The organism is Marinobacterium lutimaris, from assembly GCF_900108065.1.
GTDB lineage: Bacteria > Pseudomonadota > Gammaproteobacteria > Pseudomonadales > Balneatricaceae > Marinobacterium_D > Marinobacterium_D lutimaris.
Genome location: NZ_FNVQ01000006.1, coordinates 144,376 through 168,567, shown reverse-complemented (window position 1 = coordinate 168,567; position 24,192 = coordinate 144,376). Strand labels below are relative to the sequence as shown.

Annotated in this window: 19 protein-coding genes; 7 read left to right on the top strand and 12 right to left on the bottom strand. The window is 56.1% G+C overall.

The features are described 5' to 3' along the window. Positions 1 to 2: 2 nt before the first annotated feature. Both rsmG and mnmG read right to left on the bottom strand, forming a co-directional pair. Positions 3 to 674 (bottom strand): 16S rRNA (guanine(527)-N(7))-methyltransferase RsmG, encoded by a 672-nt coding sequence (gene rsmG, locus C4S72_RS22240; protein ID WP_104005394.1) that lies wholly within the window; start codon positions 672 to 674, stop codon positions 3 to 5. Beyond that, on the bottom strand, positions 674 to 2,560 hold the full coding sequence (gene mnmG / locus C4S72_RS22235) for a tRNA uridine-5-carboxymethylaminomethyl(34) synthesis enzyme MnmG (protein WP_104005393.1): 1,887 nt from the start codon (positions 2,558 to 2,560) through the stop codon (positions 674 to 676). Before mnmG ends, rsmG begins: the two co-directional genes overlap by 1 nt. A gap of 821 nt (positions 2,561 to 3,381) precedes the next feature. Between mnmG and alkB the strand changes: the two genes are divergently transcribed. Beyond that, complete coding sequence (gene alkB, locus C4S72_RS22230; protein ID WP_104005392.1) at positions 3,382 to 4,038, top strand: DNA oxidative demethylase AlkB; 657 nt, start codon at positions 3,382 to 3,384, stop codon at positions 4,036 to 4,038. A 347-nt stretch (positions 4,039 to 4,385) separates the two neighbouring features. Here the strand turns inward: alkB and mnmE are convergent, their stop codons facing one another. From mnmE to rpmH, 4 genes are all read right to left on the bottom strand, one after another. Further along, entirely contained in the window at positions 4,386 to 5,750 is a 1,365-nt protein-coding gene (gene mnmE, locus C4S72_RS22225; RefSeq protein WP_104005391.1) for a tRNA uridine-5-carboxymethylaminomethyl(34) synthesis GTPase MnmE, read from the bottom strand. 114 nt (positions 5,751 to 5,864) lie between these two features. Further along, entirely contained in the window at positions 5,865 to 7,556 is a 1,692-nt protein-coding gene (gene yidC / locus C4S72_RS22220) for a membrane protein insertase YidC (protein WP_104005390.1), read from the bottom strand. 13 nt (positions 7,557 to 7,569) lie between these two features. After that, entirely contained in the window at positions 7,570 to 7,944 is a 375-nt protein-coding gene (rnpA, locus tag C4S72_RS22215; RefSeq protein WP_104005389.1) for a ribonuclease P protein component, read from the bottom strand. A gap of 26 nt (positions 7,945 to 7,970) precedes the next feature. Then, a complete protein-coding gene (gene rpmH, locus C4S72_RS22210; RefSeq protein ID WP_104005388.1) occupies positions 7,971 to 8,105 on the bottom strand; it encodes a 50S ribosomal protein L34 in 135 nt (44 codons plus the stop codon). 564 nt (positions 8,106 to 8,669) lie between these two features. Between rpmH and dnaA the strand changes: the two genes are divergently transcribed. The 4 genes from dnaA to gyrB all read left to right on the top strand — a co-directional run bounded on the left by dnaA (position 8,670) and on the right by gyrB (position 14,969). Further along, positions 8,670 to 10,247: a chromosomal replication initiator protein DnaA gene (gene dnaA / locus C4S72_RS22205; protein ID WP_104005387.1), complete on the top strand. Its 1,578-nt coding sequence runs from the start codon at positions 8,670 to 8,672 to the stop codon at positions 10,245 to 10,247. A 28-nt stretch (positions 10,248 to 10,275) separates the two neighbouring features. Then, positions 10,276 to 11,379 (top strand): DNA polymerase III subunit beta, encoded by a 1,104-nt coding sequence (dnaN, locus tag C4S72_RS22200; protein WP_104005386.1) that lies wholly within the window; start codon positions 10,276 to 10,278, stop codon positions 11,377 to 11,379. Between the two features lie 61 nt (positions 11,380 to 11,440). Further along, a complete protein-coding gene (gene recF, locus C4S72_RS22195; protein ID WP_104005385.1) occupies positions 11,441 to 12,556 on the top strand; it encodes a DNA replication/repair protein RecF in 1,116 nt (371 codons plus the stop codon). After that, positions 12,546 to 14,969 carry a DNA topoisomerase (ATP-hydrolyzing) subunit B gene (gene gyrB, locus C4S72_RS22190; RefSeq protein WP_104005384.1) on the top strand — a complete coding sequence of 808 codons (2,424 nt, stop codon included), beginning with the start codon at positions 12,546 to 12,548 and terminating at the stop codon, positions 14,967 to 14,969. The genes recF and gyrB overlap by 11 nt, the downstream gene beginning before the upstream one ends. An 82-nt stretch (positions 14,970 to 15,051) precedes the next feature. Here gyrB and C4S72_RS22185 read toward each other — a convergent pair whose 3' ends face one another. After that, a complete protein-coding gene (locus C4S72_RS22185; protein WP_104005383.1) occupies positions 15,052 to 15,552 on the bottom strand; it encodes an HPP family protein in 501 nt (166 codons plus the stop codon). 99 nt (positions 15,553 to 15,651) lie between these two features. Between C4S72_RS22185 and C4S72_RS22180 the strand changes: the two genes are divergently transcribed. Continuing rightward, positions 15,652 to 16,203, top strand: a complete 552-nt coding sequence (locus C4S72_RS22180; protein ID WP_104005382.1) for a TetR/AcrR family transcriptional regulator — start codon at positions 15,652 to 15,654, stop codon at positions 16,201 to 16,203. A 44-nt stretch (positions 16,204 to 16,247) separates the two neighbouring features. On the opposite strand, the gene cowN is transcribed toward C4S72_RS22180, so the two are convergent. The 5 genes from cowN to glyQ form a co-directional block, all read right to left on the bottom strand. Further along, a complete protein-coding gene (gene cowN / locus C4S72_RS22175) occupies positions 16,248 to 16,538 on the bottom strand; it encodes a N(2)-fixation sustaining protein CowN (protein WP_104005381.1) in 291 nt (96 codons plus the stop codon). 67 nt (positions 16,539 to 16,605) lie between these two features. Continuing rightward, the gene (locus tag C4S72_RS22170; protein ID WP_104005380.1) at positions 16,606 to 17,214 is read right to left on the bottom strand and encodes a Crp/Fnr family transcriptional regulator; all 609 of its coding nucleotides are present in this window, start codon (positions 17,212 to 17,214) and stop codon (positions 16,606 to 16,608) included. Further along, positions 17,214 to 17,618, bottom strand: a complete 405-nt coding sequence (locus C4S72_RS22165; protein WP_104005379.1) for a hemerythrin domain-containing protein — start codon at positions 17,616 to 17,618, stop codon at positions 17,214 to 17,216. The genes C4S72_RS22170 and C4S72_RS22165 overlap by 1 nt, the downstream gene beginning before the upstream one ends. A 2,418-nt stretch (positions 17,619 to 20,036) precedes the next feature. Then, entirely contained in the window at positions 20,037 to 22,109 is a 2,073-nt protein-coding gene (gene glyS / locus C4S72_RS22160; protein WP_104005378.1) for a glycine--tRNA ligase subunit beta, read from the bottom strand. Then, positions 22,109 to 23,083: a glycine--tRNA ligase subunit alpha gene (glyQ, locus tag C4S72_RS22155; RefSeq protein ID WP_104005377.1), complete on the bottom strand. Its 975-nt coding sequence runs from the start codon at positions 23,081 to 23,083 to the stop codon at positions 22,109 to 22,111. The genes glyS and glyQ overlap by 1 nt, the downstream gene beginning before the upstream one ends. Before the next feature lie 193 nt (positions 23,084 to 23,276). On the opposite strand from glyQ, the gene C4S72_RS22150 reads away from it, so the two are divergent. Further along, the gene (locus C4S72_RS22150) at positions 23,277 to 24,185 is read left to right on the top strand and encodes a lysophospholipid acyltransferase family protein (protein WP_104005376.1); all 909 of its coding nucleotides are present in this window, start codon (positions 23,277 to 23,279) and stop codon (positions 24,183 to 24,185) included. The last annotated feature ends 7 nt before the right edge of the window (positions 24,186 to 24,192 follow it).

Sequence of the window (24,192 nt, the reverse complement as noted above, 5' to 3'; positions counted from 1 at the left end):
GCTCAGGCTCTCCCTAATTCATCAGGGGCAGTGGCGTTGGCCGAGGATTCGGGAATGCCCCCAAGGATCAGCAGGTGCCGCTCACCGTCCGTAGCCGGCAGGTTGAGCCTGTGGCTGGCCCGCAACTGGAAACCCGGCGGCAGCTGCTCTACTTCCGCTTCAGGATACAGTCCTTTCATGGCAAGAAAAACACCCTGCTCGGAACAGAGATGCGCCGTCCATTTCAGCATATCGTTGAGTGATGCGAACGCCCTTGAGACGATCTGATCGTAGGGGCCCCCCTCGCACTGTTCGACACGACCGTGGATCACCTTGAGGTTTTTCAGCCCCAGCTCCATCTTTACCTGGTTCTGGAAGCGCGTTTTCTTGCCGTTGCTGTCGAGCGTGGTGACATCGAGCTCGGGGAGCATGATCGCCAGCGGGATACCGGGCAGACCCGGACCGCTGCCTACATCGATCAGGCGTCCTTTACCGATCCAGGGCAGGATGCTGAGGCTGTCGACCAGGTGACGGGTAATCATCTCCTGCGGATCACGCACCGCGGTGAGGTTGTATGCCTTGTTCCACTTCACCAGCAGGGCCAGGTATTGCAGCAGGCGATCAAGCTGGGTCTCAGATACCTCAACATCGATCGCTGCCAATTGGGATTGCAGAGTTGCTTTGTACTCCTGCATTAACCGGCCACCTTCTGCTGCAGCTGACGTTTTTTCAGATAGACCAGCAGTAGAGAGATCGCCGCCGGAGTCATGCCCTGGATGCGTGATGCCTGTGCCAGGGTTTCCGGCTGATGTTCCTTCAGCTTGGACTTGAGCTCGTTGGACAGACCGCCCACCGAGTCATAGTCGAAATCCGCCGGCAGCGCGGTGTTTTCCTGGCGCTGCATCTGCGCAATTTCATCCTTCTGGCGATCAATATAACCGGAATACTTCAGCTGAATCTCGACCTGCTCAGCAGCCTGCTCGTGATCGACCGGCTCACCTTTCAGATTCGCCACGTCGGTGTACCCCAGCTCCGGGCGCTTGATCAGATCCGCAAGGCTGTACTCGCGGGTCATCGGCGAAGTCAGCTTGGCGGCGATTTTGGCCTCTTCTTCACTGCCCGGCTGGATCCAGGTCTCTTTCAGACGCTGGGCTTCGAGTTCAATCGCTTCACGCTTGGCGCAGAATGCGGCCCAGCGCTCGTCACCCACGATGCCTAATTTACGCCCCTGCTCGGTAAGACGCAGATCGGCGTTGTCTTCCCGCAGCAGCAGGCGGTATTCGGCGCGGCTGGTAAACATGCGGTATGGCTCAGAGGTACCCAGGGTGATCAGGTCATCGATCATTACCCCGATGTACGCCTCATCACGACGCGGATACCAGCTATCACGACCCAGTGCCTGAGCAGCCGCATTGATACCGGCCAGCAATCCCTGGGCGCCGGCTTCTTCGTAACCGGTGGTGCCGTTGATCTGACCGGCAAAGAAGAGACCACTGATCGATTTCGTTTCCAGCGTGTGCTTCAGATCCTGAGGATTGAAGTAATCGTACTCGATGGCGTAGCCCGGACGAGTGATATGGGCGTTTTCAAAACCACGCATCGAGCGTACCAGCGCCAGCTGAATATCGAACGGCAGACTGGTTGAGATGCCGTTGGGGTAGAGCTCATGAGTGGTCAGGCCTTCAGGCTCAACAAATATCTGATGCTGATCCTTATCGGCAAAGCGATGGATCTTGTCCTCGATTGACGGGCAGTAGCGTGGACCGACACCGCCGATCACTCCGGTAAACATCGGTGAGCGATCCAGGCCGCTGCGGATGATGTCGTGGGTCTGAGCATTGGTGTGCGTGATGTAGCAGTTGATCTGCTGCGGGTGTTCATCACGGCTGCCCATGAAAGACATCACCGGCGTAGGCGTATCACCAGGCTGAACCTGCATGACCGAGAAATCGACACTGCGTGCATCGATACGCGGAGGGGTTCCGGTTTTCAGGCGTTCAACGCGTAAGGGTAACTCCCGTAATCGCTGTGCCAAACGCAGTGCAGGAGGATCACCAGCGCGACCGCCCGAGTGTTGCTCCAGGCCGATGTGGATCACTCCACCGAGGAAGGTACCTGCGGTGAGAATCACTTTCTGAGCACGGAAACGGATACCGCTCTGGGTTACCACGCCAACGACCCGTTCACCCTCGATCATCAGATCGTCAGCAGCCTGCTGGAAAATCTGCAGATTGGGCTGGTTCTCCAGAATATCGCGGATAGCCGCTTTGTAGAGGATACGGTCTGCCTGAGCACGTGTGGCTCTGACGGCAGGTCCTTTACGGGCATTAAGCACACGGAACTGGATACCACCACGGTCGGTAGCTCTGGCCATGGCGCCATCGAGGGCATCGATCTCTTTGACCAGATGACTTTTCCCGATACCACCGATCGCCGGATTACAGGACATCTGCCCCAGCGTTTCGATGTTATGAGTCAGCAGCAGGGTTTTTGCACCCATGCGAGCAGAGGCCAATGCGGCTTCTGTACCGGCATGTCCGCCGCCAATAACGATCACGTCAAAGTGGTCGGGATAGTCCACTTCAGCACCTCATAGGATTTGGAGTTACACGGCTCGAGAAGTGAGCCGCTGAAAAAGGGGAACAGATTATAGCTTCTTAGCCCTACGGAAGGAATGATCAAAGTTTGTACAGCTCTGTTTTTCCGCTTTTCTGTATAGAGATAAAGAAGAATATATCTTTTTAAATAAAGAAAGATTGTTGTGGTTGTATCTATTAAGCAGCCAATTTTCCCTGAATAAGCGTCTAAAAATCCTTTATATCAATAGCTTAACCCTGTGCGCCGTACTGTAAAACACCTGCAGTCATGCTGGATACAGTCTCTGGACTCTTTGTTGATAAAAAGGGGAGTTTTACACAGGTGTTTTCTGTCAACACACCGTCCACCTGTTAGTCCGCTATTCTTATACACATTACACACAGATATTTGTGAATAACACAGGCGTAATTGGGCTTGTTGACGAGATGTAGCACAAATTTTGGGGATCCTGTGTGTATCCCTGTGTCAGCTTCGTGAGCTTCTATGCTAGCCTGTGGATTAGCAGTGGGTATTGAAATTACTCACAACGTTTTACCATCCTATTCTGGTTGTGAATAAAAATAGAGTGGAAAACCTGGTTTTATAATTTAATTCTTATAAGTCAAATGCCTACGAGAGTATTTATCCATTGTTTTTTGTGGATAAACTGTAAGTAACTGATTTCAAGTGACCGGTTTCCTCCTCTGAAAGTTATCAACATGGGCTTCCGCCAAAGAGAAGTGGATAAACATTTGGTCAGAAAGCAGACAATGTGTGAGTAAGTTTTTCAATTTTTTTATCCACAGGTGACGATTTTTCCCCCATATGATCAATAATGATCTCTTCAGCACCCCTGATAGGCTGTTTATTGAACAGGGCAGCTGGTTATTCAAGGGTTATGTGGCTCAATCCACTACCTGGATACTGCCCGCTTTGCGTGAAGTTCTACGTTATTCACCGCTACGGCAGATGCAGGTTCCCGGTGGGCATCGCATGTCGGTGAGAACCAGTAGCTGTGGATCCCTGGGCTGGATCAGTGATCTTTCCGGCTATAGATACAGCGATATCGATCCGATGACCGGAAGACCCTGGCCTGAGATACCGGCTGCGTTGCTGGATCTGGTGTCTACCGGAGCCGCCGCCGCCGACTACCCTGGGTTTATCCCGGACAGCTGCTTGATCAACTGCTATCGACCGGGGGCTAAAATGGGGCTGCACCAGGATAAAGATGAACAGGACAGGAGTGCTCCGATCGTCTCGCTCTCGTTCGGCTTGCCTGTGACCTTTATGTTCGGTGGTTTAAACCGCAAGGATCCGGTGAAGCGTTTCCCGCTGGAACACGGCGATATGCTGGTTTGGGGAGGTGCGTCGAGAATGGTCTACCACGGTGTAGCGCCGCTGGCACAGGGAGAGCATCCAGAGCTGGGAGCGTTGCGGCTGAACCTGACATTCCGTCGGGCGGGCGGTGATGCACACCAGTAAGATGGATGGGGTAAGGTTAAAGTCGGCAGGTATCAATTCAGACTGACTTTAACCTGCAGACCTCTGTGCCCGAATAGGCGTTCTATCGCTTGGGGATGGCCAGTTCAGTGCGTTTGGTGTTGATGCTCTTGCATGACGGCGGCTCCAGCTAGAGCTGGCAGGCATAGAGCAGGTGCCGAACTTGGTCGGGGGGCAGTCTGAGATGCTTCAGCGAAAACGCGACGCAATGCCCAAGCTGGGGCGCTGCTCGCTGAAAAGCCCAGGACACTGTAGGCGTACTTCCAGTGTATCTGCACAGTGTCCTGGTTTGTTTCTGGGCGGTTTTTCGCCCCTGTTACTTGCCCCTTTTACTTGCCGATACAGAACGAGCTGAAAATTCGTCCCAGCAGGTCATCGGGGGTAAATTCACCGGTAATTTCCCCCAGCGTTTGTTGTGCCAGGCGCAGATCTTCGGCGAGTAGCTCGCCGGCGCTATCGGTCTGGAGTTGCACCAGGCCGGTATGCAGCAGTTCATCCGCCCTTTCCAGCGCATCGATATGACGGCGGCGTGCCATAAATCCGCCTTCGGTGGTGGCGCTGAACCCCATTACGGATTTCAGATGCTCACGCAGCAGTTCCACGCCGCCACCTTCCTTCGCGGAGAGTGCGATCAGGGTGTGTTCACCCGCCTGTTCGATACGGGTGGGTTCTCCGCTCAGATCCGCCTTGTTACGTATCAGAGTGACATGGTTGAGGTTATCCAGGTGATCGCCGAGCTCTGGCCAGAGATTAAGCGGGTCGGTGGTGGCAGAACGGGTACTGTCGACCATCATCAGGATGCGGTCCGCCTTGCGAATCTCCGCCCAGGCGCGCTCTATGCCGATCTGTTCCACCGCATCGGGTGCATCGCGAAGGCCTGCGGTATCGATGATATGCAGTGGCATGCCGTCGAGATGGATATGCTCGCGCAGCACGTCGCGGGTGGTGCCCTCGATATCGGTGACGATAGCGGTCTCGCGTCCGGCCAGGGCGTTGAGCAAGCTGGATTTGCCGGCATTGGGGCGGCCGGCGATGACCACGGTCATCCCTTCGCGCAGCAGGCTTCCCTGGCGGGCTTCCTGACGTACCTCGGCCAGTTGGGCGATGATCTCTTTGAGATCGTTAAGCACCTTGCCGTCGGCGAGGAAGTCGATCTCCTCTTCAGGGAAGTCGATGGCCGCTTCCACATAGATGCGCAGCTGAATCAGTGCTTCCACCAGAGCATGCACCCGTTTCGAGAACACCCCTTGGAGTGAACGCAGTGCGCTGCGGGCGGCTTGTTCCGAGGAGCTGTCGATCAGGTCCGCGATCGCTTCCGCCTGGGCCAGATCGAGCTTGTCGTTGAGGAAGGCGCGCTCGGAGAATTCACCGGGACGTGCAGGCCTAGCGCCCAGAGCGATCAGCTCCTGCAGCAGCAGATCGAGGATCACGGGCCCGCCGTGGCCCTGAAGTTCAAGCACATCCTCGCCGGTAAAGGAGTTCGGGCCGGGAAAATAGATCGCGATGCCCTGATCGATCTCGTCGCCCTGCTGGGCGTAAAAGCCGCAGTAATGCGCGTGTCGGGGCAGGGGTTCGAAGCGCAGTATACGCTTGCCCAGTTCCAGCGCCTGGGGGCCGGAGAGACGAATAATGCCGACGCCGCCACGTCCGGGAGCCGTGGCCTGGGCGACGATGGTGTCCTGTGCGATCTGCATAGCGTTCTGTTCTCGTTGCTTGATGGAGCGCGTTGATTGTTTGGCTACAGCGTACCGGAGAGCTTTTCCCGGATACAAAAAAGGCTCCCGAGGGAGCCTTTTAAGCTTAGGCGATCACGCCTTCTTGTCGTCTCCCGCCTCGATCTGGCGGTTGATGAGCCACTGCTGGGCGATCGACAGTACGTTGTTGCACAGCCAGTACAGTACCAGACCAGCCGGGAACCAGAGGAAAAAGAAGGTGAAGATGATCGGTAGCAGCTTCATGATCTTCGCCTGCATCGGGTCTGGCGGTGTCGGGTTCAGCATCTGCTGAATGAACATGGTACCGCCCATCAGGATCGGCAGGATGAAGTACGGGTCCATCTGCGACAGATCCTGGATGTAACCGAAGAACGGCGCGTGACGCAGCTCGATCGATTCCATCAGTACCCAGTACAGTGCGATGAATACCGGCATCTGTACCAGGATCGGCAGACAGCCACCCAGAGGATTGATCTTCTCCTTCTGGTAGAGCTTCATCATCTCCTGGGACATCTTCTGACGGTCGTCGCCATACTGCTCTTTCAGGCGAGTCATCTCAGGGCCGAACTTGCGCATCTTGGCCATGGATTTGAACGCTTTGGCGTTCAGCTGGAACAGGGCGATCTTGACCAGCAGGGTGATGCCGATGATCGACAGACCCCAGTTACCCACGACGGAGTGGATCCAGGTCAGGATGGTGTGCAGCGGTGATGCGATCCACCAGAGGATGCCGTAGTCCACGGTCAGCTTCAGATTCGGCGCAGTAGCTTCCATCTGCTCCTGGTCTTTCGGACCGGCGTAGAGGGTAGCGCTGACGCTCTGGCTTTCACCCGGCGCTACATCAAATGATGGCGACAGGAAGCCAACGATATAGTTGCCGTTCAGCTTGCGCGACTGGTAGGTGTACTCGGCGCCAGGCGCAGGAATCCATGCGCTGACGAAGTAGTGCTGCACCATAGCTACCCAGCCGTCCGGGCTGTTCTGCTTGAAGCGCTCTTCATCCATATCGCCGAAGTTGACCTTCTGGTAGTTGTTCTCTTCGGTAGAGAACACCGCACCGAGGTAGGACTTCATGCCCATGGAGGTCTGCTGAGACGGGTCGGCGCTGCCATCGCGTTTGATCTGACCGAACAGCACGCCGTTCCAGGATTCCTGGCTCTGGTTGTCGACGATGTAGTCGAGACCGACACGGTATTCACCCTTGTTGAAGGTGAAGCGCTTGGTCACGGCAACGCCGTTTTCCTGGGTCAGGGTCAGGTCTACATTAAGGCTGTCGTTGTCATCCAGGCTGTATTCGGTGCTGGCTGCACTGTACAGCGGGCGACCGCCTTTCTGCGCATCAGGACCATCACGACCGACCAGGCCGCTCTGAGCGACGTAGGTGCGGTTGCTGTTCTGTTCCAGCAGCACGAACGGGTTGCCGGAGTTCAGCACATCTTCGTGTTTAGGCAGGGCTACTTTGATGATGTCGCCGCCGCGGGGGTCGATAACGACCTGCAGGACGTCGGTGGAGACATTGATCAGCTCTTCGCTGACCTGAGTCTCTGCAACAGCGGTCTGTGCGTCAGCATTGGCGGCCTCGGGCACATCCGCGCCGGCATCGGAAGCTGCGCCAACGACGGGCAGTTCGGCTTCGCCACTGTTGGCATAGGCCGATACGGTTTCAGCCGGCTGCGCGCTGGCAGTCTGTTGCTGAGCGGGACCGTAATCGTCGTTCCACTGCAAAACCAGCATGTAGGAAATTAATGCCAGGGCGGCAATCAGTATGACTCGCTGTACATCCATGGCGAAGAAACCATCAACCTTTTTTGTGAGCTTTTTGGGCTTTCTTGATCAATCTGGACCAGCAGCGTTCAATCATCCGGTGTAACTCGGGGTTATCGAGCGTATCCAGGCCACGACGGGCGAGAATGACGATATCCACGGCAGGGAGTTCGTGCTGATGCAGGCGAAAAGACTCGCGAATGATACGCCGAACGCGGTTGCGTTTGACAGCCCGACGGATGTTTTTTTTGGAAATGACGAACCCGATTCTCGGGTGTCCAAGGTCATTGGGCGAGGAAAGTATGAGCAGCGGCTGCTCGGAGACCTTGAAGGCTGCATTGTCGAATACACGCTTGAAATCCCTGCCAGTCAACAAGCGTAACTGGCGGGGATAATCGAAATCGGCCATGCAGTCGTTTAACCCTGCTGGCTGAATCAAGCAGAAAGGCGTTTACGGCCTTTAGCACGGCGACGGTTCAGAACCTGACGGCCGTTCTTGGTTGCCATGCGGGCACGGAAACCGTGGTTGCGTTTGCGCTTAAGTACGCTCGGTTGGAATGTTCTTTTCATTGCCTCAGTCCTACTTACGTTCTGTACGTGAGGTGCTGATCCACGTATAGGTCAAAAAAATTAAGACGCGAGATTCTAGTGAATCCCCAGGGGGGATGCAAACCTTTTGTATGCTTTTTGAACGTTTTTCGCCAGGTCTGACATTATCTATCGATTCCCTATCCAGCTCACCAGCCAGGATGGTCTCCTGTTTCTTCTTTATATAGGTGGGCAGCGTTATCGTATCAGCGATGGCACAAAGTTCTTCACAAGTATTATGTGAATTTCTGTTCGTAACTTAAAAGACCTTTTAAAAAATAAACAGATAAGGTGTTTGTAAGTCTTTTGAAAGGCTGTTTTCAAACTGTGGCTGATCGTCAAAAGGTGGATAAGCAGGGTTTGTGAAGCCGTTTATCCCGCTGCAGAAAGCGATTACAGCTAATCTAAAAAAGTTTGCTCACAGCTGTGTATAAGTTTGGTTCGAGTGGTTAGAATAGCGGACCATCGATAACAAGACCGGGCGGGTCACCCTTCTGAGCGGTAACCTCCTGGCGTTCGTTTTAGTGCATTTTCAGGGGTCAAGGAATGTCGGTCGAACTTTGGGAGCAGTGCCTGAAGAGCCTGCAGCAGGAATTTCCTGCCCAGCAGTTCAATACCTGGATTCGTCCGTTGCGGGCCGATGACGCCGATACTGCACTGGTATTGCTGGCGCCGAACCGCTTTGTCCGCGACTGGGTTGCCGACAAGTTTCTGTCCCGTATTCGCCAGGTGGTGGCCGATGTCACCGGTGATATCAGCACTGAGGTGCGCCTGGATATTGCCGGTAAGGCTGGCCAAAGCAGTGGCGCGGCCAGCTCTATGGCCGCGCGCCGTCGTACAGCTCCGATCCGCAAGCGTCCCCAGACCAGCGCCATGAACGAGATGGCACCCTCGGCGGATCTGGCTCCCGAGCCTGCGCCCGCTGCTCCCAGCATGACAGCGTCAGCGCCCGCTGCGCCGACTCAGACGATGCCTGCGTCTACTCAGCCGGTGGATGAGGGCTACAGCATAGAGCCTCAGCTTGAGCTTGATATGCTGCCCAGCGATGATCGCATGCCGATGCGCAGCGAGCGTCGTGTCGAAGTCGAAGGCAGCGTGCGCCATCAGTCGAACCTGAACCCGTCGTTTACCTTCCAGTCGTTCGTACAGGGTAAATCCAACCAGCTTGCGCTGGCGGCGGCACAGCAGGTGGCGGATAACCCGGGTGGCGCCTACAACCCGCTGTTTATATATGGCGGCGTTGGTCTCGGTAAAACCCACTTGATGCATGCCGTAGGTACCGAGATGCTTAAGCGCAACCCAAATGCGCGCATCGTCTACCTGCACTCCGAGCGCTTCGTGGCCGATATGGTCAAGGCGCTGCAGCTGAATGCCATCAACGACTTCAAGCGCTACTACCGCTCCGTTGATGCGCTGCTGATCGATGATATCCAGTTCTTTGCCGGCAAGGAGCGCTCCCAGGAGGAGTTTTTCCACACCTTCAACGCGTTGCTTGAAGGCGGCCAGCAGATGATTCTGACCTCCGACCGCTATCCGAAAGAGATCAGCGGCGTTGAGGAGCGACTCAAATCCCGCTTTGGCTGGGGCCTGACGGTGGCGATCGAGCCGCCAGAGCTGGAAACCCGCGTAGCGATCCTGATGAAGAAAGCGCAGGAAGCGAAGGTCGATCTGCCGGACGATTCCGCTTTCTTCCTGGCGCAGAAAATCCGCTCCAATGTCCGTGAGCTGGAAGGTGCGCTGAAGCGGGTTATCGCCAACGCCCATTTCACCGGCAATGCCATCAATACTCCCTTTATAAAAGAATCACTTAAGGACCTGCTGGCATTGCAGGACAAACAGGTTAGTATTGACAACATTCAGCGTGTTGTTGCGGATTACTACAAGATTAAAGTGTCCGACCTGCTATCCAAGCGGCGTAGCCGGTCGGTGGCACGTCCGCGTCAGGTGGCGATGAGCCTGGCGAAAGAACTGACCAACCACAGCCTGCCGGAGATCGGCAACGCTTTTGGTGGTCGCGATCACACCACGGTGCTCCATGCCTGTCGCAAGATCAAAGAATTGCGCGAGAGTGATACGGACATCGCCGAAGATTACAAAAACCTGCTGCGTCATCTGACGGCGTAGTACTCGGATCCTGACAAGGTAGACAGCCATGAGATTCGTAATTTCCCGTGAAGCACTTATCAAGCCGCTGCAGCTGGTAGCCGGCGTAGTGGAGCGTCGTCAGACGTTGCCGGTGCTTTCCAATATCCTGCTTGTCGCTGAGGGCAACCAGCTCTCCCTGACCGGTACGGATCTGGAGGTCGAGTTGATCGGTCGTGTCGAACTGGATGAGCCCGCCGACGCTGGCTCCGTGACGGTTCCGGCGCGTAAGCTGATGGACATCTGTAAATCCCTGTCGGACGATGCCCGCATCGAGCTTGAGCTGTCCGGTCAGAAGATGATCATCAAGGCCGGCCGTAGCCGCTTCTCGCTCTCCACGCTGCCTGCCAGCGAGTTCCCGAACGTGGAAGACAGCCCGCAGGCGATGCAGCTGACGCTGCCACAGTCTGCACTGCGTCACCTGATCGACCAGACCGGCTTCTCCATGGCGCAGCAGGATGTGCGTTATTACCTTAACGGTATGCTGCTCGAGGTGAAGGATGGCACTCTGCGCGCCGTGTCCACCGATGGCCACCGTCTTGCCACCGCTATCAGCGATGTGGAGATGGACAAGGAGCTGCAGCACCAGATCATCGTGCCGCGCAAGGGTATCCTGGAACTGGCCCGTTTGCTGCAGGGTGGGGACAACCCGGTAAGCCTCGTGATCGGCGCCAACCACATCCGCGCCAACGTGGGCGACTTTACCTTCACCTCCAAGCTGGTGGATGGCAAGTTCCCGGATTACCAGCGCGTTATCCCGCGTAACGGCGACAAGGTGATGCTGGGTGATCGCCTGGAACTGCGCCAGGTATTCAGCCGTATCGCCATCCTCTCCAATGAGAAATACCGTGGCGTGCGTCTGTCGCTGTCTGACGGCATGCTGCAGGTGATGGCGAACAACCCGGAGCAGGAAGAAGCGGAAGAGACCGTAGCGGTTGACTACGAGGGCAGCACCCTTGAGATCGGCTTCAACGTGAACTACCTGCTGGATGTGCTTTCCATCCTGAATTCCGACGTGGTGCGCTTTACGCTGTTTGATTCGAACAGCAGCGCGTTGATCGAAGGCTTTGAAGAGCCGGATGCCACTTACGTCGTCATGCCGATGCGCATGTGATCTTGAAGTAAGCGCTCACTTACATAAATGTGAGCGCTTACTTCTCCTTTGATCCTCTTTTATGCTGATCTCTCAACTGCAGGTCCGTAATCTGCGAAATCTCGCAGACGTTAATCTGACACCCTCCCGACGGATCAATCTGCTGCACGGCGAGAACGGCAGCGGTAAAACCAGCCTTCTTGAAGCGATCCATCTACTTGGACTTGGTCGCTCTTTCCGCACCCAGCAATACCGCCAGGTGATCCAGGCCGGCACCGAAGAGCTGCTGGTGTTCGCGCAGATCGATCCGCAGGGCAGCGGCGAGCAGCGTGCGCTCGGTATCAGTCGCGCCCGGGAGGGTGAACTGAAGGTGCGTTACGCCGGCGAAAGCCTCGGTTCTGCTGAGCTCGCCAGCCTGATGCCGTTGCTGGTGATCAACTCGGATACCTTTGCGCTGCTGGAAGGCTCGCCGTCGATCCGGCGGCAGTTTGTCGACTGGGGTGGATTCCACTCGGATCCGGGCTTTATCCGCCTCTGGCGCGGCTTCCATCGTGTACTTAAACAGCGAAATTCATTACTGAAATGTGGTAAAATCGACGCCCGCGTCAGGGCGCTCTGGGATGCGGAGCTGGTGGCTTTTGCCGAACCGCTCAGCGAGCTCAGAGCCGCCTATGTCGAAGCGCTGAAACCGGTGTTCGATGAGATACTCGGAGAGCTTCTCAAGGGCGTCAGCGTGGAGCTGCGTTTCTCGCGTGGATGGGACGCCAAGCGATCACTGGCAGAGGTGCTGGAAGAGAGTTTCGAGCGCGATCTGCGTCAGGGTTTCAGCAGTAGCGGCCCCCAGCGTGCGGATCTTCGTTTTCGCGCCGATGGGCAGGACGCCGCAGAGCGACTGTCACGGGGGCAGAAAAAACTGGTCGTCAGCGCACTTAAGCTGGCTCAGGGGGCGTTGTTTTATCGTCAGAGCCAGAGAGCCTGCGTTTACCTGATTGACGACCTGCCGTCGGAACTGGACGAGAGGCACTGCCGCCAGTTCTGCCGTTTTTTGGAAAACAGTGCCAACCAGTGCTTCATCACCTGCGTTGATCCCGGCCTGCTGAGCCAGGTTTGGGAGCCCGACACGCCGTTGGCGCTGTTCAGGGTCGACCAGGGAACAATATCGCAGTCTGCTGCACCAGGAGAACAAGATGAGCGGTGAAAACCAGAGCTATGATTCGTCCAGTATCAAGGTACTGAAGGGGCTTGATGCCGTCCGCAAGCGGCCCGGGATGTACATCGGGGACACGGACGACGGCAGCGGTTTGCACCATATGGTGTTCGAGCTGGTCGATAACGGTATCGACGAGGCGCTGGCCGGCTACTGTTCCGAGATCGGAGTCATCATTCATACGGACGAAAGCGTCACCGTATCCGATAACGGCCGTGGTATCCCGACTGATATCCACAAGGAAGAAGGCGTATCCGCTGCCGAAGTTATCATGACCGTGCTGCACGCCGGCGGTAAATTCGACGACAACACCTACAAAGTCTCCGGTGGTCTGCACGGTGTAGGTGTCTCCGTGGTTAACGCCCTGTCCAGCGAGCTGCGCCTGACCATCCGTCGCGCCGGCAAGGTGCATGAGCAGGTGTATCGCCACGGTGTGCCGGAGAAGCCCCTGGATGTGATCGGTGAAACCGAGTCCAGCGGTACCATCGTTCGCTTCAAGCCTTCCGAAGAGACCTTCAGCAACATCCACTTCCAGTATGACATCCTGGCCAAGCGCCTGCGTGAGCTGTCATTCCTGAACTCCGGCGTGCGTATCCGTCTGAAGGATGAGCGCAGCGGTCGTGAAGAAGTGTTCGAATACGAAGGTGGTCTGGCAGCGTTTGTTGAATTCCTGAACCAGAACAAATCACCGGTTAACAAGATCTTCCACTTCAACGCCATGCATGAAAACGGTGTTGGCGTAGAGGTATCTATGCAGTGGAACGACAGCTTCCAGGAAAGCCTGCACTGCTTCGCCAACAACATTCCGCAGCGTGACGGTGGTACCCACCTGTCCGGTTTCCGCGCTGCGTTGACACGTTCGTTGAACAACTACATCGAATCCGAGCAGCTCAACAAGGGCGGCAAGGTCGCCACCAGCGGCGATGACAGCCGTGAAGGCCTGACCGCGATCATTTCGGTGAAGGTGCCGGATCCGAAATTCTCCTCCCAGACCAAGGACAAACTGGTCTCCTCTGAGGTGAAAACTGCCGTTGAGCAGCTGATGTCCCAGCAGCTTGGCGAGTACCTGCTGGAGAACCCGCAGGACGCCAAGGCCGTGGTGCAGAAGATGATCGATGCGGCCCGTGCCCGTGAAGCGGCACGTAAGGCCCGCGAGATGACCCGTCGTAAGGGGGCGCTGGATATCGCAGGTCTGCCCGGCAAACTGGCTGACTGCCAGGAGAAGGATCCCGCACTGTCTGAACTCTACCTGGTGGAGGGTGACTCCGCAGGTGGTTCCGCCAAGCAGGGACGTGACCGCCGTACCCAGGCTATTCTGCCGCTCAAGGGTAAGATCCTTAACGTGGAGAAGGCACGTTTCGACAAGATGCTGACCTCTGCCGAGGTGGGCACGCTGATCACCGCGCTGGGCTGTGGTATCGGGCGTGACGAGTACAACATCGACAAGCTGCGTTACCACCGCATCATCATCATGACCGATGCGGACGTGGATGGCTCGCACATCCGTACGCTGCTGCTGACGTTCTTCTTCCGTCAGATGCCGGAGCTGATCGAGCGCGGCTATATCTACATCGCTCAGCCGCCGCTGTACAAGGTCAAGAAGGGTAAGCAGGAGCAGTACCTCAAGGATGACGAGGCGATGGAAAACTACCTGCTGCAGGGCGCCCTGGACGGTGCTGAGCTGTATATCAATGAAGACGCGCCGCCGGTATCCGGTGCGGCACTGGAAGATCTGGTCAGCCGCTACCGCAAGGTGGAAAAAACCATCTCTCGCCTGAGCCGTATTTATCCACAGGCGGTATTGAACCAGCTGCTGTACCTGCCGACGCTGAAAGCCGAGGATATGGCCTCACAGGAAGCTGTGGAAAACTGGGTCAAGGCACTGGATGAAGCGCTGATCGCCTATGCCACCAACAGCGCCGAAAGCTACACCTGCAGGGTTGAGCTGGACAAGGAAAAGAGCATCTACATCCCGCATGTGCGCCATATCCATCACAGCGTAGCGAACGATTATGTGCTGGACTCTGATCTGTTCCGTTCCAGGGATGTGACCAGCATTGTTCAGCTGGGTGAAGAGCTGCAGTCACTGCTGGAAGATGGTGCCTTCCTGAAGCGCGGAGAGCGTCGTTTTGACTTGAACGATCTGGGTACAGGTATTCGCTGGCTGATGGACCTTTCGCGTCGTGGTAACGCTATACAGCGCTACAAGGGTCTGGGTGAGATGAACCCGGATCAGCTGTGGGAAACCACCATGGATCCGGATGCCCGCCGTATGCTGCAGGTGACGATTGAAGATGCGATCGCTGCTGACCAGCTGTTCACCACGCTGATGGGTGATGAGGTCGAGCCGCGCCGTAACTTTATCGAGGCCAACGCGCTAAACGTATCCAACCTGGACGTCTGATCGGTTTCGGGTAATAAAAAAGCAGCTTCGGCTGCTTTTTTTGTGTCTGGCGTTTGGGTTCAAACATCGCTTAGGGCTGGATTTACAGCCAGTAGCGAGGATAGGTTCCAGGCCGTTGCAGATGGTTGATCGCCCAGGCGAATGCCACGATAACCAGGGATCCGGCCAGGACAGGTGACACCAGATAGCTGAATGGCGCATGCGCCATGATCACTACGATGGGGTCGGCGCCGGCAGGCGCATGCACGGTACGGGTAATTTGCATCGCTGCCAGCGCCAGGGCTACGGCCAGTGCCATGCCGATCCACGAATCACCAAGCAGTTGTGCGGTAATAATCCCGATCAGTGTTGCGATCAGATGGCCACCGATAATGGCGCGCGGCTGGGCCAGCGGTGAGTCCGGTACGCCAAAGGCCAGTACGCAGCTGGCACCAAAGGGCGCCATCAGCCAGGGGGTTCCCGATACGACACTGAGCCAGCCGGTCATTGCGATCGCCAGGCCAGCGCCCAGGGACGATAGGAAGATAAACCTGAGAGAGGGAGCGGCCGGCGCGCCGGACTTTAACACTGAGGGGAAACGCATACTGAGGCTCCTGCCTTCTAATTGCTGCTGATTTGTTGCGTAAGTATACCGATCGGTGTACAAAGGTAAACAGAACGGTATATTCCAGAGAGAGCAACAATGCCGACCGCAAACAGAATAGTTACAGCTGCGCTTGCGCTGTTTTATCGAAACGGCTTTCACGCCTCAGGGGTTGATCTGTTGAGCGCGGAAGCGGGCGTAACCAAGCGCACTCTTTACAAATATTTTCCCAGTAAAGACGACCTGATTGAGTCGGCACTTCTACTGCGGCATGAGCAGTTTATCGGCAGGGTTAAACAGCATGTGCTGGCTGTAGAGGCTGAGGCAAGGCCGCTGGCCTACCTCGATTTTATCGGGGACTGGGTGGCTGAGACTGAGTTCTGCGGTTGCGCGTTTATCAACGCCGCAGCGGAATTTGCCGCCAGGGAGCAGGTTCCGCACCGGCTGGCGGATCAGCACAAGGAGGAGATCAAGGCGCTGCTGCTGGGTTTATGTAGTGCTGCAGGCGCCAGAGAGCCCGCTCCTGTGGCTGACGCGCTTTTCCTGCTGGGGGAAGGTCTTATCGTTACGAGTCAGGTTCAGGGCTGCAGCGAGGCTCTTGTGAGTAACGCTAAACAGGCGGGACGCCTGTTGTGGGATGCAGCTCTTTAGGTCGAAAGAGGCAGGATGGCGTTTAAGTCTCCTGCCTGCATCGGTCAGCAGCATTCCTGCTCCAGGTACCAAAGTAACTCGAGCCCCTCTTCATCTTCGATCTGCTCCAGGTATTCGTTCAGCGTGTTCATCTGCGCACCGATAAAGAACAGATCATCCACGCCCATCTTGGCTTTCTCGTTCAGCTTGTGGGTGAAGTAATCGATCCAGGGTGTTGCGCCATTTTTAGTCTCCAGGTGCTGATTTATACGCAGCATAAAATCGGTGGCACGCTGGTCACAGTCCAGTCCGCAGAAGCTCACATACCTGTCTTTTTTGACCGAAAGATCATTCATATTCTTGCCCTCCTTTCCTGATGATTGGTCAGGAGGTCAGCTTATGTCGCCATCATCCGGCTGTCTGTCAGCCAGCTGACAGGTCGTCTGTGGTCAGTGTCAGCGTCTCGCTATCGAGAACCTGGTAACTGCGTCGGCCGGTTCGTTGAATCAGGTTCTCCCGCTCCATACGGTTGATGATGGTGGAAAGGGTTTGACGTGAGGTACCCAGCAACGTTGCCAGGCGTTCGGTGCTGTCGCACAGGGTAAAAGGTACAGCGCCGGACTCTCGATGCTTGGTGAGTAGATAGCGAGCTAGCCGACTCTCCACGGACCGAAACGCCAGGTCTTCGATCACCTCGAGGCAGGTGCTGACGATGCCGCCGATCTCGCGTAGGGCGACAATGGCCATATCAGGCTGGCGGATAATCAGGTCACGCAGCTCACTCATGGGCCAGCTCAGGATCGTTGATGGCTCGACCGCTTCAATCCAGGTCGGCGTGTGAGTGACAAACAGACTGCCAACCTTAAGGTAACGCAGGGTCTGCTCCTTTGCTCCGCCAACAAGGCAGACTCGGGCACGCCCCTGTTCGATGACAAATACACGATTGTTCGTGTTGTGCGGTGCGCTGATGAGAGCGCCTGTATCGAAGCGATCCCGCCTTCCCTGCTGCAGATTTCCGGTCCAGGTATTCATCAAGCATCCGCCTTCAGATCGGACGCAAGCGCACTGTCCATCGTTTTGGCATGGATGTCGAACCAGGCCAGGAGGCTGTCAGTCAGCCAGGCCTTGGCCATCATTCCGCGCCCTGCTTGCACTCGTTCGTTGAAACGCGTCATATCTCCGAGGATGCGTTGATGGTCTGCACGGTGCTCCTTGTACGAACCGTGTCGCGTCGCCAGCATTCTCTGCTCCTCCTCATCAAAGTGCGCTTGCGTGTGATCCAACAGTCTTTGAAATGCGATAGCAAATTGAGGGCCGCTGGAGGCTGCTGTCTCGTGGCAGTGGCGCAGGGATTCCTGGTGTGTTTTGTCCATGCTGGCGTCACCCAGTTGGTAGCAGTTTTCAAACTGGGAAAGCATTTCGGCGGCTGACAACATTGCCCTGTCCTCTTCCGTTGGTGGTCAACTTCAAGGTTTTGCAAAACGGGTACCAGCTTAAGGATATTCTTCGGAATATGCGGGGACACGCGGCCGGTGCTCGTTCTGGATTCCAGCCAGGAGAGTTTCGTTAGAATTGGCTGAGGAGTTTCGTCGCAAAGCCGACGAAAGGATGTTTCACGTGGAACAAGAATAGTCGCTGACGATTGTGTTCAGTCTCAGAGCGGCTGCTTAGTTACTTGTTTAATAAAGTCGGTTTCGAATCTACGGTCAGACATAGCTTACTGAGAAAGTGGTTAGGCTTAGCGGTCAATTTATCTCGGTGAACAGTGATAAGTTCATCGTGAGCGCTCGGGACTATCCGTGTCAGGTAGTGATCTTGGTCAGGTGAGACCAAGCTCTCTGCGAGAACGCCGCAAGGTTTCACGTGGAACATGTCCGGGTTCAAAATGCGTGGTTGATTGATCTGTTAAACCAAAGGTGATTGCGGGAGATAAATTCATATTTGACCGACCCTGGACTACTATCCTGAGCTGCGCTGAAACTCAGAGGGTGATGATCAACGCATTAAATTGGATATCTGCTGAGGCATTCGCGTCATCGATCGAAGCCATTGAGTGAGCATCAAGCGGATGCCTTCGCATAGATCTTCTTAACATCCATAGACCGATAATCATCTCTACCGATCTGCTCGTAGATGCGACCCTCAGAATGACCGTGTAGGAGTCAGTCGGCCACCTTAAAACCTGCTATGGAACAGTGTTTGGGCTCTTCTCTTATCAGCATATATTTCATGTCAGGCTCCCATGGGCGCTGACGCCTCCAGACTCAGCCGGTAACGAGTCACCGAAATAAAAGCCGGCCCGTAACGTAACCGACTACCACTTACCCGCGTCTGCTGCCCGACGCTCTGATTGTATTCGAAGGAAGAAGGCCGAAGGCCAGTGGAGCGGTTCGATGGGATCAGGGTTGTAGTTAACGCCGAATGAAATTCAGTTGATGTGGTCGAGTGGCTGTCCGATCTTACGTTTAATCCATTCGAATCGGGCTTTGCTTAAGGGTGGAAAGCGATATGCGCTCCGCCGTAAAGACGTTCTACTACGGCTCTTTTGCCTGTACGGATGCACGAGTAATAACGATGGCCGGCAGCGCTAAGAATGCCCAAAGGTAACTTATACCGATATAGGAGCTTTAGGGGCGACTGAAGATCAGCGCAGCTGTGCTTTGTCTTGCATGTTTAGTTTAGACGGGTGCCGGATCAGTTTTCTTCCCGCACGGGTAGTTGCGGCGGTCTACCAGCGTTGCTGCGCTGAGATCGTCTTAACGTTGGTGTCACCCAGGTATCTGACAAACAACCTTGCGGTGGGTGTTTCAGGTGCACTGCGCGCGGGCGCTCTTCTAGCCTTAGTGGCAATGCGCCATGAACCTGCACATCGCTAATTGGCGTGTGTACGTCCTCTGATTATTGTTGTGTGAGGTTTATTAACGTGGAGGTTAACTGACGGCGCTTCGCGTTGGTAGACCGCTTGCGGTCAGGCTGCTCATCTCACGCTGGCGCGAAATTTATTAGTTTTGCTTTTGAGTCTGACGCGTTGTTAATGCGGTATGCCGTCTCAATACCGGAGTGGAATGTGACGGGTTGAGAAAGGAGAATCGATAGCCTATCTCTGCAAGCGCGAGATAACTGAAGTAAGGAGGTTGTCTCTAATCTACGTTTGGCGTTTTTACGTGGGACGCAATTAGGGTTTCAGCAAAGGTCGAGTCCCCTGTTAGGGAGGCACAGTTGACTGCTCTAAAGATGCTGAGACGTCCTTGCCGCAGTGGTAATGATCCGTCCAGGTTCAACGCTGTGCTGGTCTATTAGCCGGCTAGCGTGGCCGTCTAAGTCGGGATATGCCCTGTCTGCCCCGCTCTTAGTTCAGTATCAGGTGTCAATTCAGGGGTCTTCAGTTCTGCCTTAAAACGCCTGCTAAGTGCAGCTGTTACTTGCATATATAGAAGCGTCTCGCATATAGCATCGGCCCAATAGTTTAGGCGTGGTTATCCGGGGCCGTCTCGATCGGCCATATCCTTTCGAAGATTCGATCGTTTTCTTAACTTGATTGTGAGCTCAGTCTGCGAGCTTGAAACCGTTCTCATCCTTGCAGTGAGCGTATAGATCGGGTTCGGAAAGCGGCGGGTCCAGCTCGGCTTGCAACCTGAATCTTCTGGTAATTTCACGAGCGTTTATTGATGGGACGAAATGGAGCACATACGAATCAACGTTTGTTGGTTAGGGTGTTTCACGTGAAACGCTCCCTGAAAAGGCGACAGGTAACTGCATCGGATGTCAGATTGGAATCGGTACCAAATTGCTGTTCCACGTGGAACAAAAAAAAGGCCCCTTTCGGGGCCTTTGATGATCGATGCGTGACTTTGTCAGCCAGCGATCAGAGAGATATCAGCAACGCCAAGGAACAGGTTGCGGAGCTTGGTGAGCAGCGCGAGACGGTTGCCGCGAACCTTCTCGTCGTCCGCCATGACCATGACCTCTTCAAAGAAACGGTCCACCGGTGCCTGGAGTTTAGCCAGGGCTTCAAGCGCGTTCTGGTAGTCGCCCTTCTCGAAGAATGGAGCAAGCTCCGCTTCCAGTGCAGTGACCTGCTTGGCCAGCTCTACTTCCGCTGCATCGGTCAGCAATGAGCTATCGACGTTGTCTGCGACTTCGCCTTCCTGCTTGCTGAGGATGTTGCTGACGCGCTTGTTAGCGGCCGCCAGGGATGCTGATTCCGGCAGTGTACGGAAGTGAGATACTGCACGTACGCGGCGGTCGAAATCCAGCGGCTTGGTCGGGCGCAGGGTGTGAACGGCGATGTAGTTATCGACGCTGATACCACGCTCTTCGTACCAGGCGCGGAAGCGCTCGAGCATGAACTCGAGTACCTGCTCAACTACAGTGTTTTGTGCCGGCAGCTGACCGTACTGGTCTGCCGCAGCCTGAAGCAGTGTGCGCAGGTCCAGAGCCAGATCGTTCTCAACGATAATGCGCAGTGTGCCCAGGGTGGCACGACGCAGCGCAAACGGATCCTTGGAACCGGTAGGAGGCTGGTTGATACCGAACAGGCCAACAAGTGTGTCGAGGCGGTCAGCGATGGCTACAGCGATACCGGTCTTGGTCTGCGGCAGTTCGTCGCCGTGGAAGCGCGGCATGTAGTGCTCGTTCTGAGCTAGTGCCACTTCTTCCGGCTCGCCGTCGTTCAGTGCGTAGTGGTAACCCATCAGGCCCTGAAGCTCGGGGAACTCCAATACCATCTCAGACACCAGGTCCGCCTTGCACAGCAGGCCGGCGCGGGATGCATGGACGCCGTCGCCACCGATCTGGTCGGCGATCAGGCCAGCCAGCCCGCTGATACGGGTGCTCTTTTCGTAGACAGTGCCCAGCTCGTTCTGGAACACGATCTTCTTCAGCGCTTCGGTGCGTGATTCCAGAGTCTGCTTCTTGTCGGTCTCGAAGAAGAATGCCGCATCAGACAGACGCGGACGGATCACCTTCTCGTTACCTTCGATCACCAGCTGGGGATCACGGGATTCGATGTTGGCCACGGTAATGAAGTACGGCATCAGCTTGCCGTTGTTATCCAGCAGGTGGAAATACTTCTGGTGGTCCGCCATGGAGGAGATCAGCGCCTGAGACGGCACTTCCAGGAAGCGTGCCTCGAAGCGTCCGGTCAGTGCCACCGGCCATTCGTTAAGGGCGCAAACCTCTTCGAGCAGGCCTTCGTCGATAACCACGTTACCGCCAACCTTTTCGGCCTCGGCCAGCAGCTGACCGCGGATCAGTTCCTGGCGCTCTTCGAAGTCAGCCAGTACCTTGCCCTTCTGCTTCAGGGTTTCGGCGTACTGACGGCCGTCGAACAGTTCGATCGGCTCGTTGTAATGGAAGCGGTGACCACGGGTATGGCGGCCGGCGGTGTGGCTCATGATCTCGCAGGGAACGACTTCATCGCCGAACAGCAGAACAACCCACTTCACTGGACGCACGAATTCCGCCCGGGATGAACCCCAGCGCATGCGTTTCGGAATCGGCAGGTTATCCAGTGCCTGGGTGATTACTTCGCTCAGCAGCGGTGCTACCGGCTGTGCGGGTGTGACTTTCTCGAAGCTGTACTTGCCGCCGATAACGCTGAGCTGGTCCACTTCGGTACCGCATTTACGTGCGAAGCCCTGCAGCGCCTTGGAAGGATTGCCATCGGCGTCGAAGGCGATCTTTTCCGGCGGGCCCTGAACAGTGATGCGGCTTTCAGGAACTTCGGTGGGCAGATCAGTAGCCAGAACGGCCAGGCGACGCGGAGCGCCGTACGCCTTGAATGTGGTGCCGGACAGCTGCTCTTTGCCGAGCAGGTTTTCCAGGCCGCTGCGGATACCGCTTTCCAGCGCGCTGGAAAGGGACTTCAACGCTTTCGGCGGGAGCTCTTCGGTGCCAAGTTCAAACAGAAAATCTTTTGCCGACATCAGTGGTTCTCCTCTTGGCTAGCGGCCATGACTTCGTCTCGAATCTCCGGATCAGCGAGCGGGAAACCGAGTGCCTTGCGGGAGTTGAAGTAAGCGTGAGCAACCTCGCGGGCCAGCGTACGAACGCGGAGGATATAACGCTGACGTTCAGTAACGGAGATCGCGTGGCGAGCGTCGAGCAGGTTGAAGGTATGAGAGGCCTTCAGGACGTGCTCATAAGCCGGCAGCGGCAGCGGGGTTTCCAGTGCCAGCAGCTTGTTGCACTCGCGCTCGTGGTAGTCAAAGCTGTTGAACAGGGTGTCTACGTCGGCGTGTTCGAAGTTGTAGGTGGACTGCTCTACTTCGTTCTGGTGGTAGACGTCGCCATAGGTGATAACACTGCCATCAGGAGCGCGGGACCAGATCAGGTCGTAAACGCTGTCCACTTTCTGCAGGTACATGGCGATACGCTCAAGACCGTAAGTCAGCTCGCCGGTGACCGGGTAGCATTCCAGACCGCCAGCCTGCTGGAAGTAGGTGAACTGAGTGACTTCCATACCGTTGAGCCAGATCTCCCAGCCAAGGCCCCAGGCGCCCAGCGTGGGCGATTCCCAGTTGTCTTCGACGAAGCGAACGTCGTGAACCAGCGGGTCTACGCCGATATGCTCAAGAGACTGCAGAAAGAGTTCCTGGATATTGTCGGGGTTCGGCTTGAGAACCACCTGGAACTGGTAGTAATGCTGCAGACGGTTCGGGTTTTCGCCATAGCGACCGTCGGTGGGGCGGCGGCTCGGTTGGACATAGGCTGAACGCCAGCGTTCGGGACCTATGGAGCGCAAAAAGGTCGCGGGATGAAAGGTGCCGGCGCCAACCTCGAGATCCAGCGGCTGCATCACGACGCAGCCCTGCTCGGCCCAAAACTGCTGCAGGGCCAGGATCAGTCCCTGGAAAGTGCTAACGTCTGGTTTAACCTTGTCAGTCACGGAAATCACCATTGAATTCGAAGTGGACAAAATAAGACGCGAATTATACATGATTGGACCGCTTATTGCGGAGCCGGTATGGCAAGAGAAGGCGCTAAATTGCTGGCCTGGGGGCGAGATGGCCACAACGGCGCCGGCTTTATCATTGGATCATAAACGCGGGCCGCTATAATGCGGCTAAGGATCAACAACGGGAAGGCCTGATTTGAAAGAGTTTAAAGCAGTTCTGGGGATCTTCTGCATGCGCCTGATAGCGTTGCTGCCGCTGGGTGTGGCGCAGTGGCTAGGCCGGTTTATGGGGCGCTGGATCTACCGTCAGGGTGACAGCCAGCGGCTGTACGCCAACACGCGGATCAACCTGGAACTTTGTTTCCCCGAAATGCCGGAGGCCGAGCGCGACAAACTGGCGAAGAAGAGCCTGGAAAATACCGGCTGTTCGCTGGCCGAGATGGGGGTGTCCTGGATCTGGTCACCGGAACGGGTGCTGAAAAAGGTGAAGTCTGTCGTGGGCGAAGAGTTGATCGCCGATGAGCTCAACAACGGCCGCGGCATCCTGCTGATAGCCCCGCACCTGGGTAACTGGGAGGTGATGAACCTCTACCTCTCCCGCCGCTACCCGGTCACCGCCATGTACAAGCCGCCACGGCAGAAAAAGTTCGACGAGCTGATTCTGAAACGCCGCGCCCGCCTGGGTTCAAAGATGGCGCCGGCGGATACCCGTGGCGTGCGGATGCTGATCAAGGCGCTACGCGGCGGCGAGATTGTCGGTGTGCTGCCGGACCAAGAGCCGGATCGCGATGCGGGAGTCTTTGTACCCTTCTTTGGCCAGCCGGCGCTGACCATGAAGCTGTTCCCCCAACTGGCTGCACAGACCGGCGTTGCCGTGATCTGTGGCTATGCGCAGCGATTGGATAACGGCGAAGGCTTTGAGCTGCGCTTTTCCCGGGCTGAGGCGGGGGTTAACAGCAAGGATGTGAACGAGGCGGCAGCGGCGATGAACCGCAGTATCGAGCGCTGTGTCCATGAGTGCCCGGCACAGTACCAGTGGGAGTACAAACGCTTCCACAGTCGTGAAGATGGTTCGGATAACCCCTACCGTCTGCCCCGCCGCTAAAGCCCTG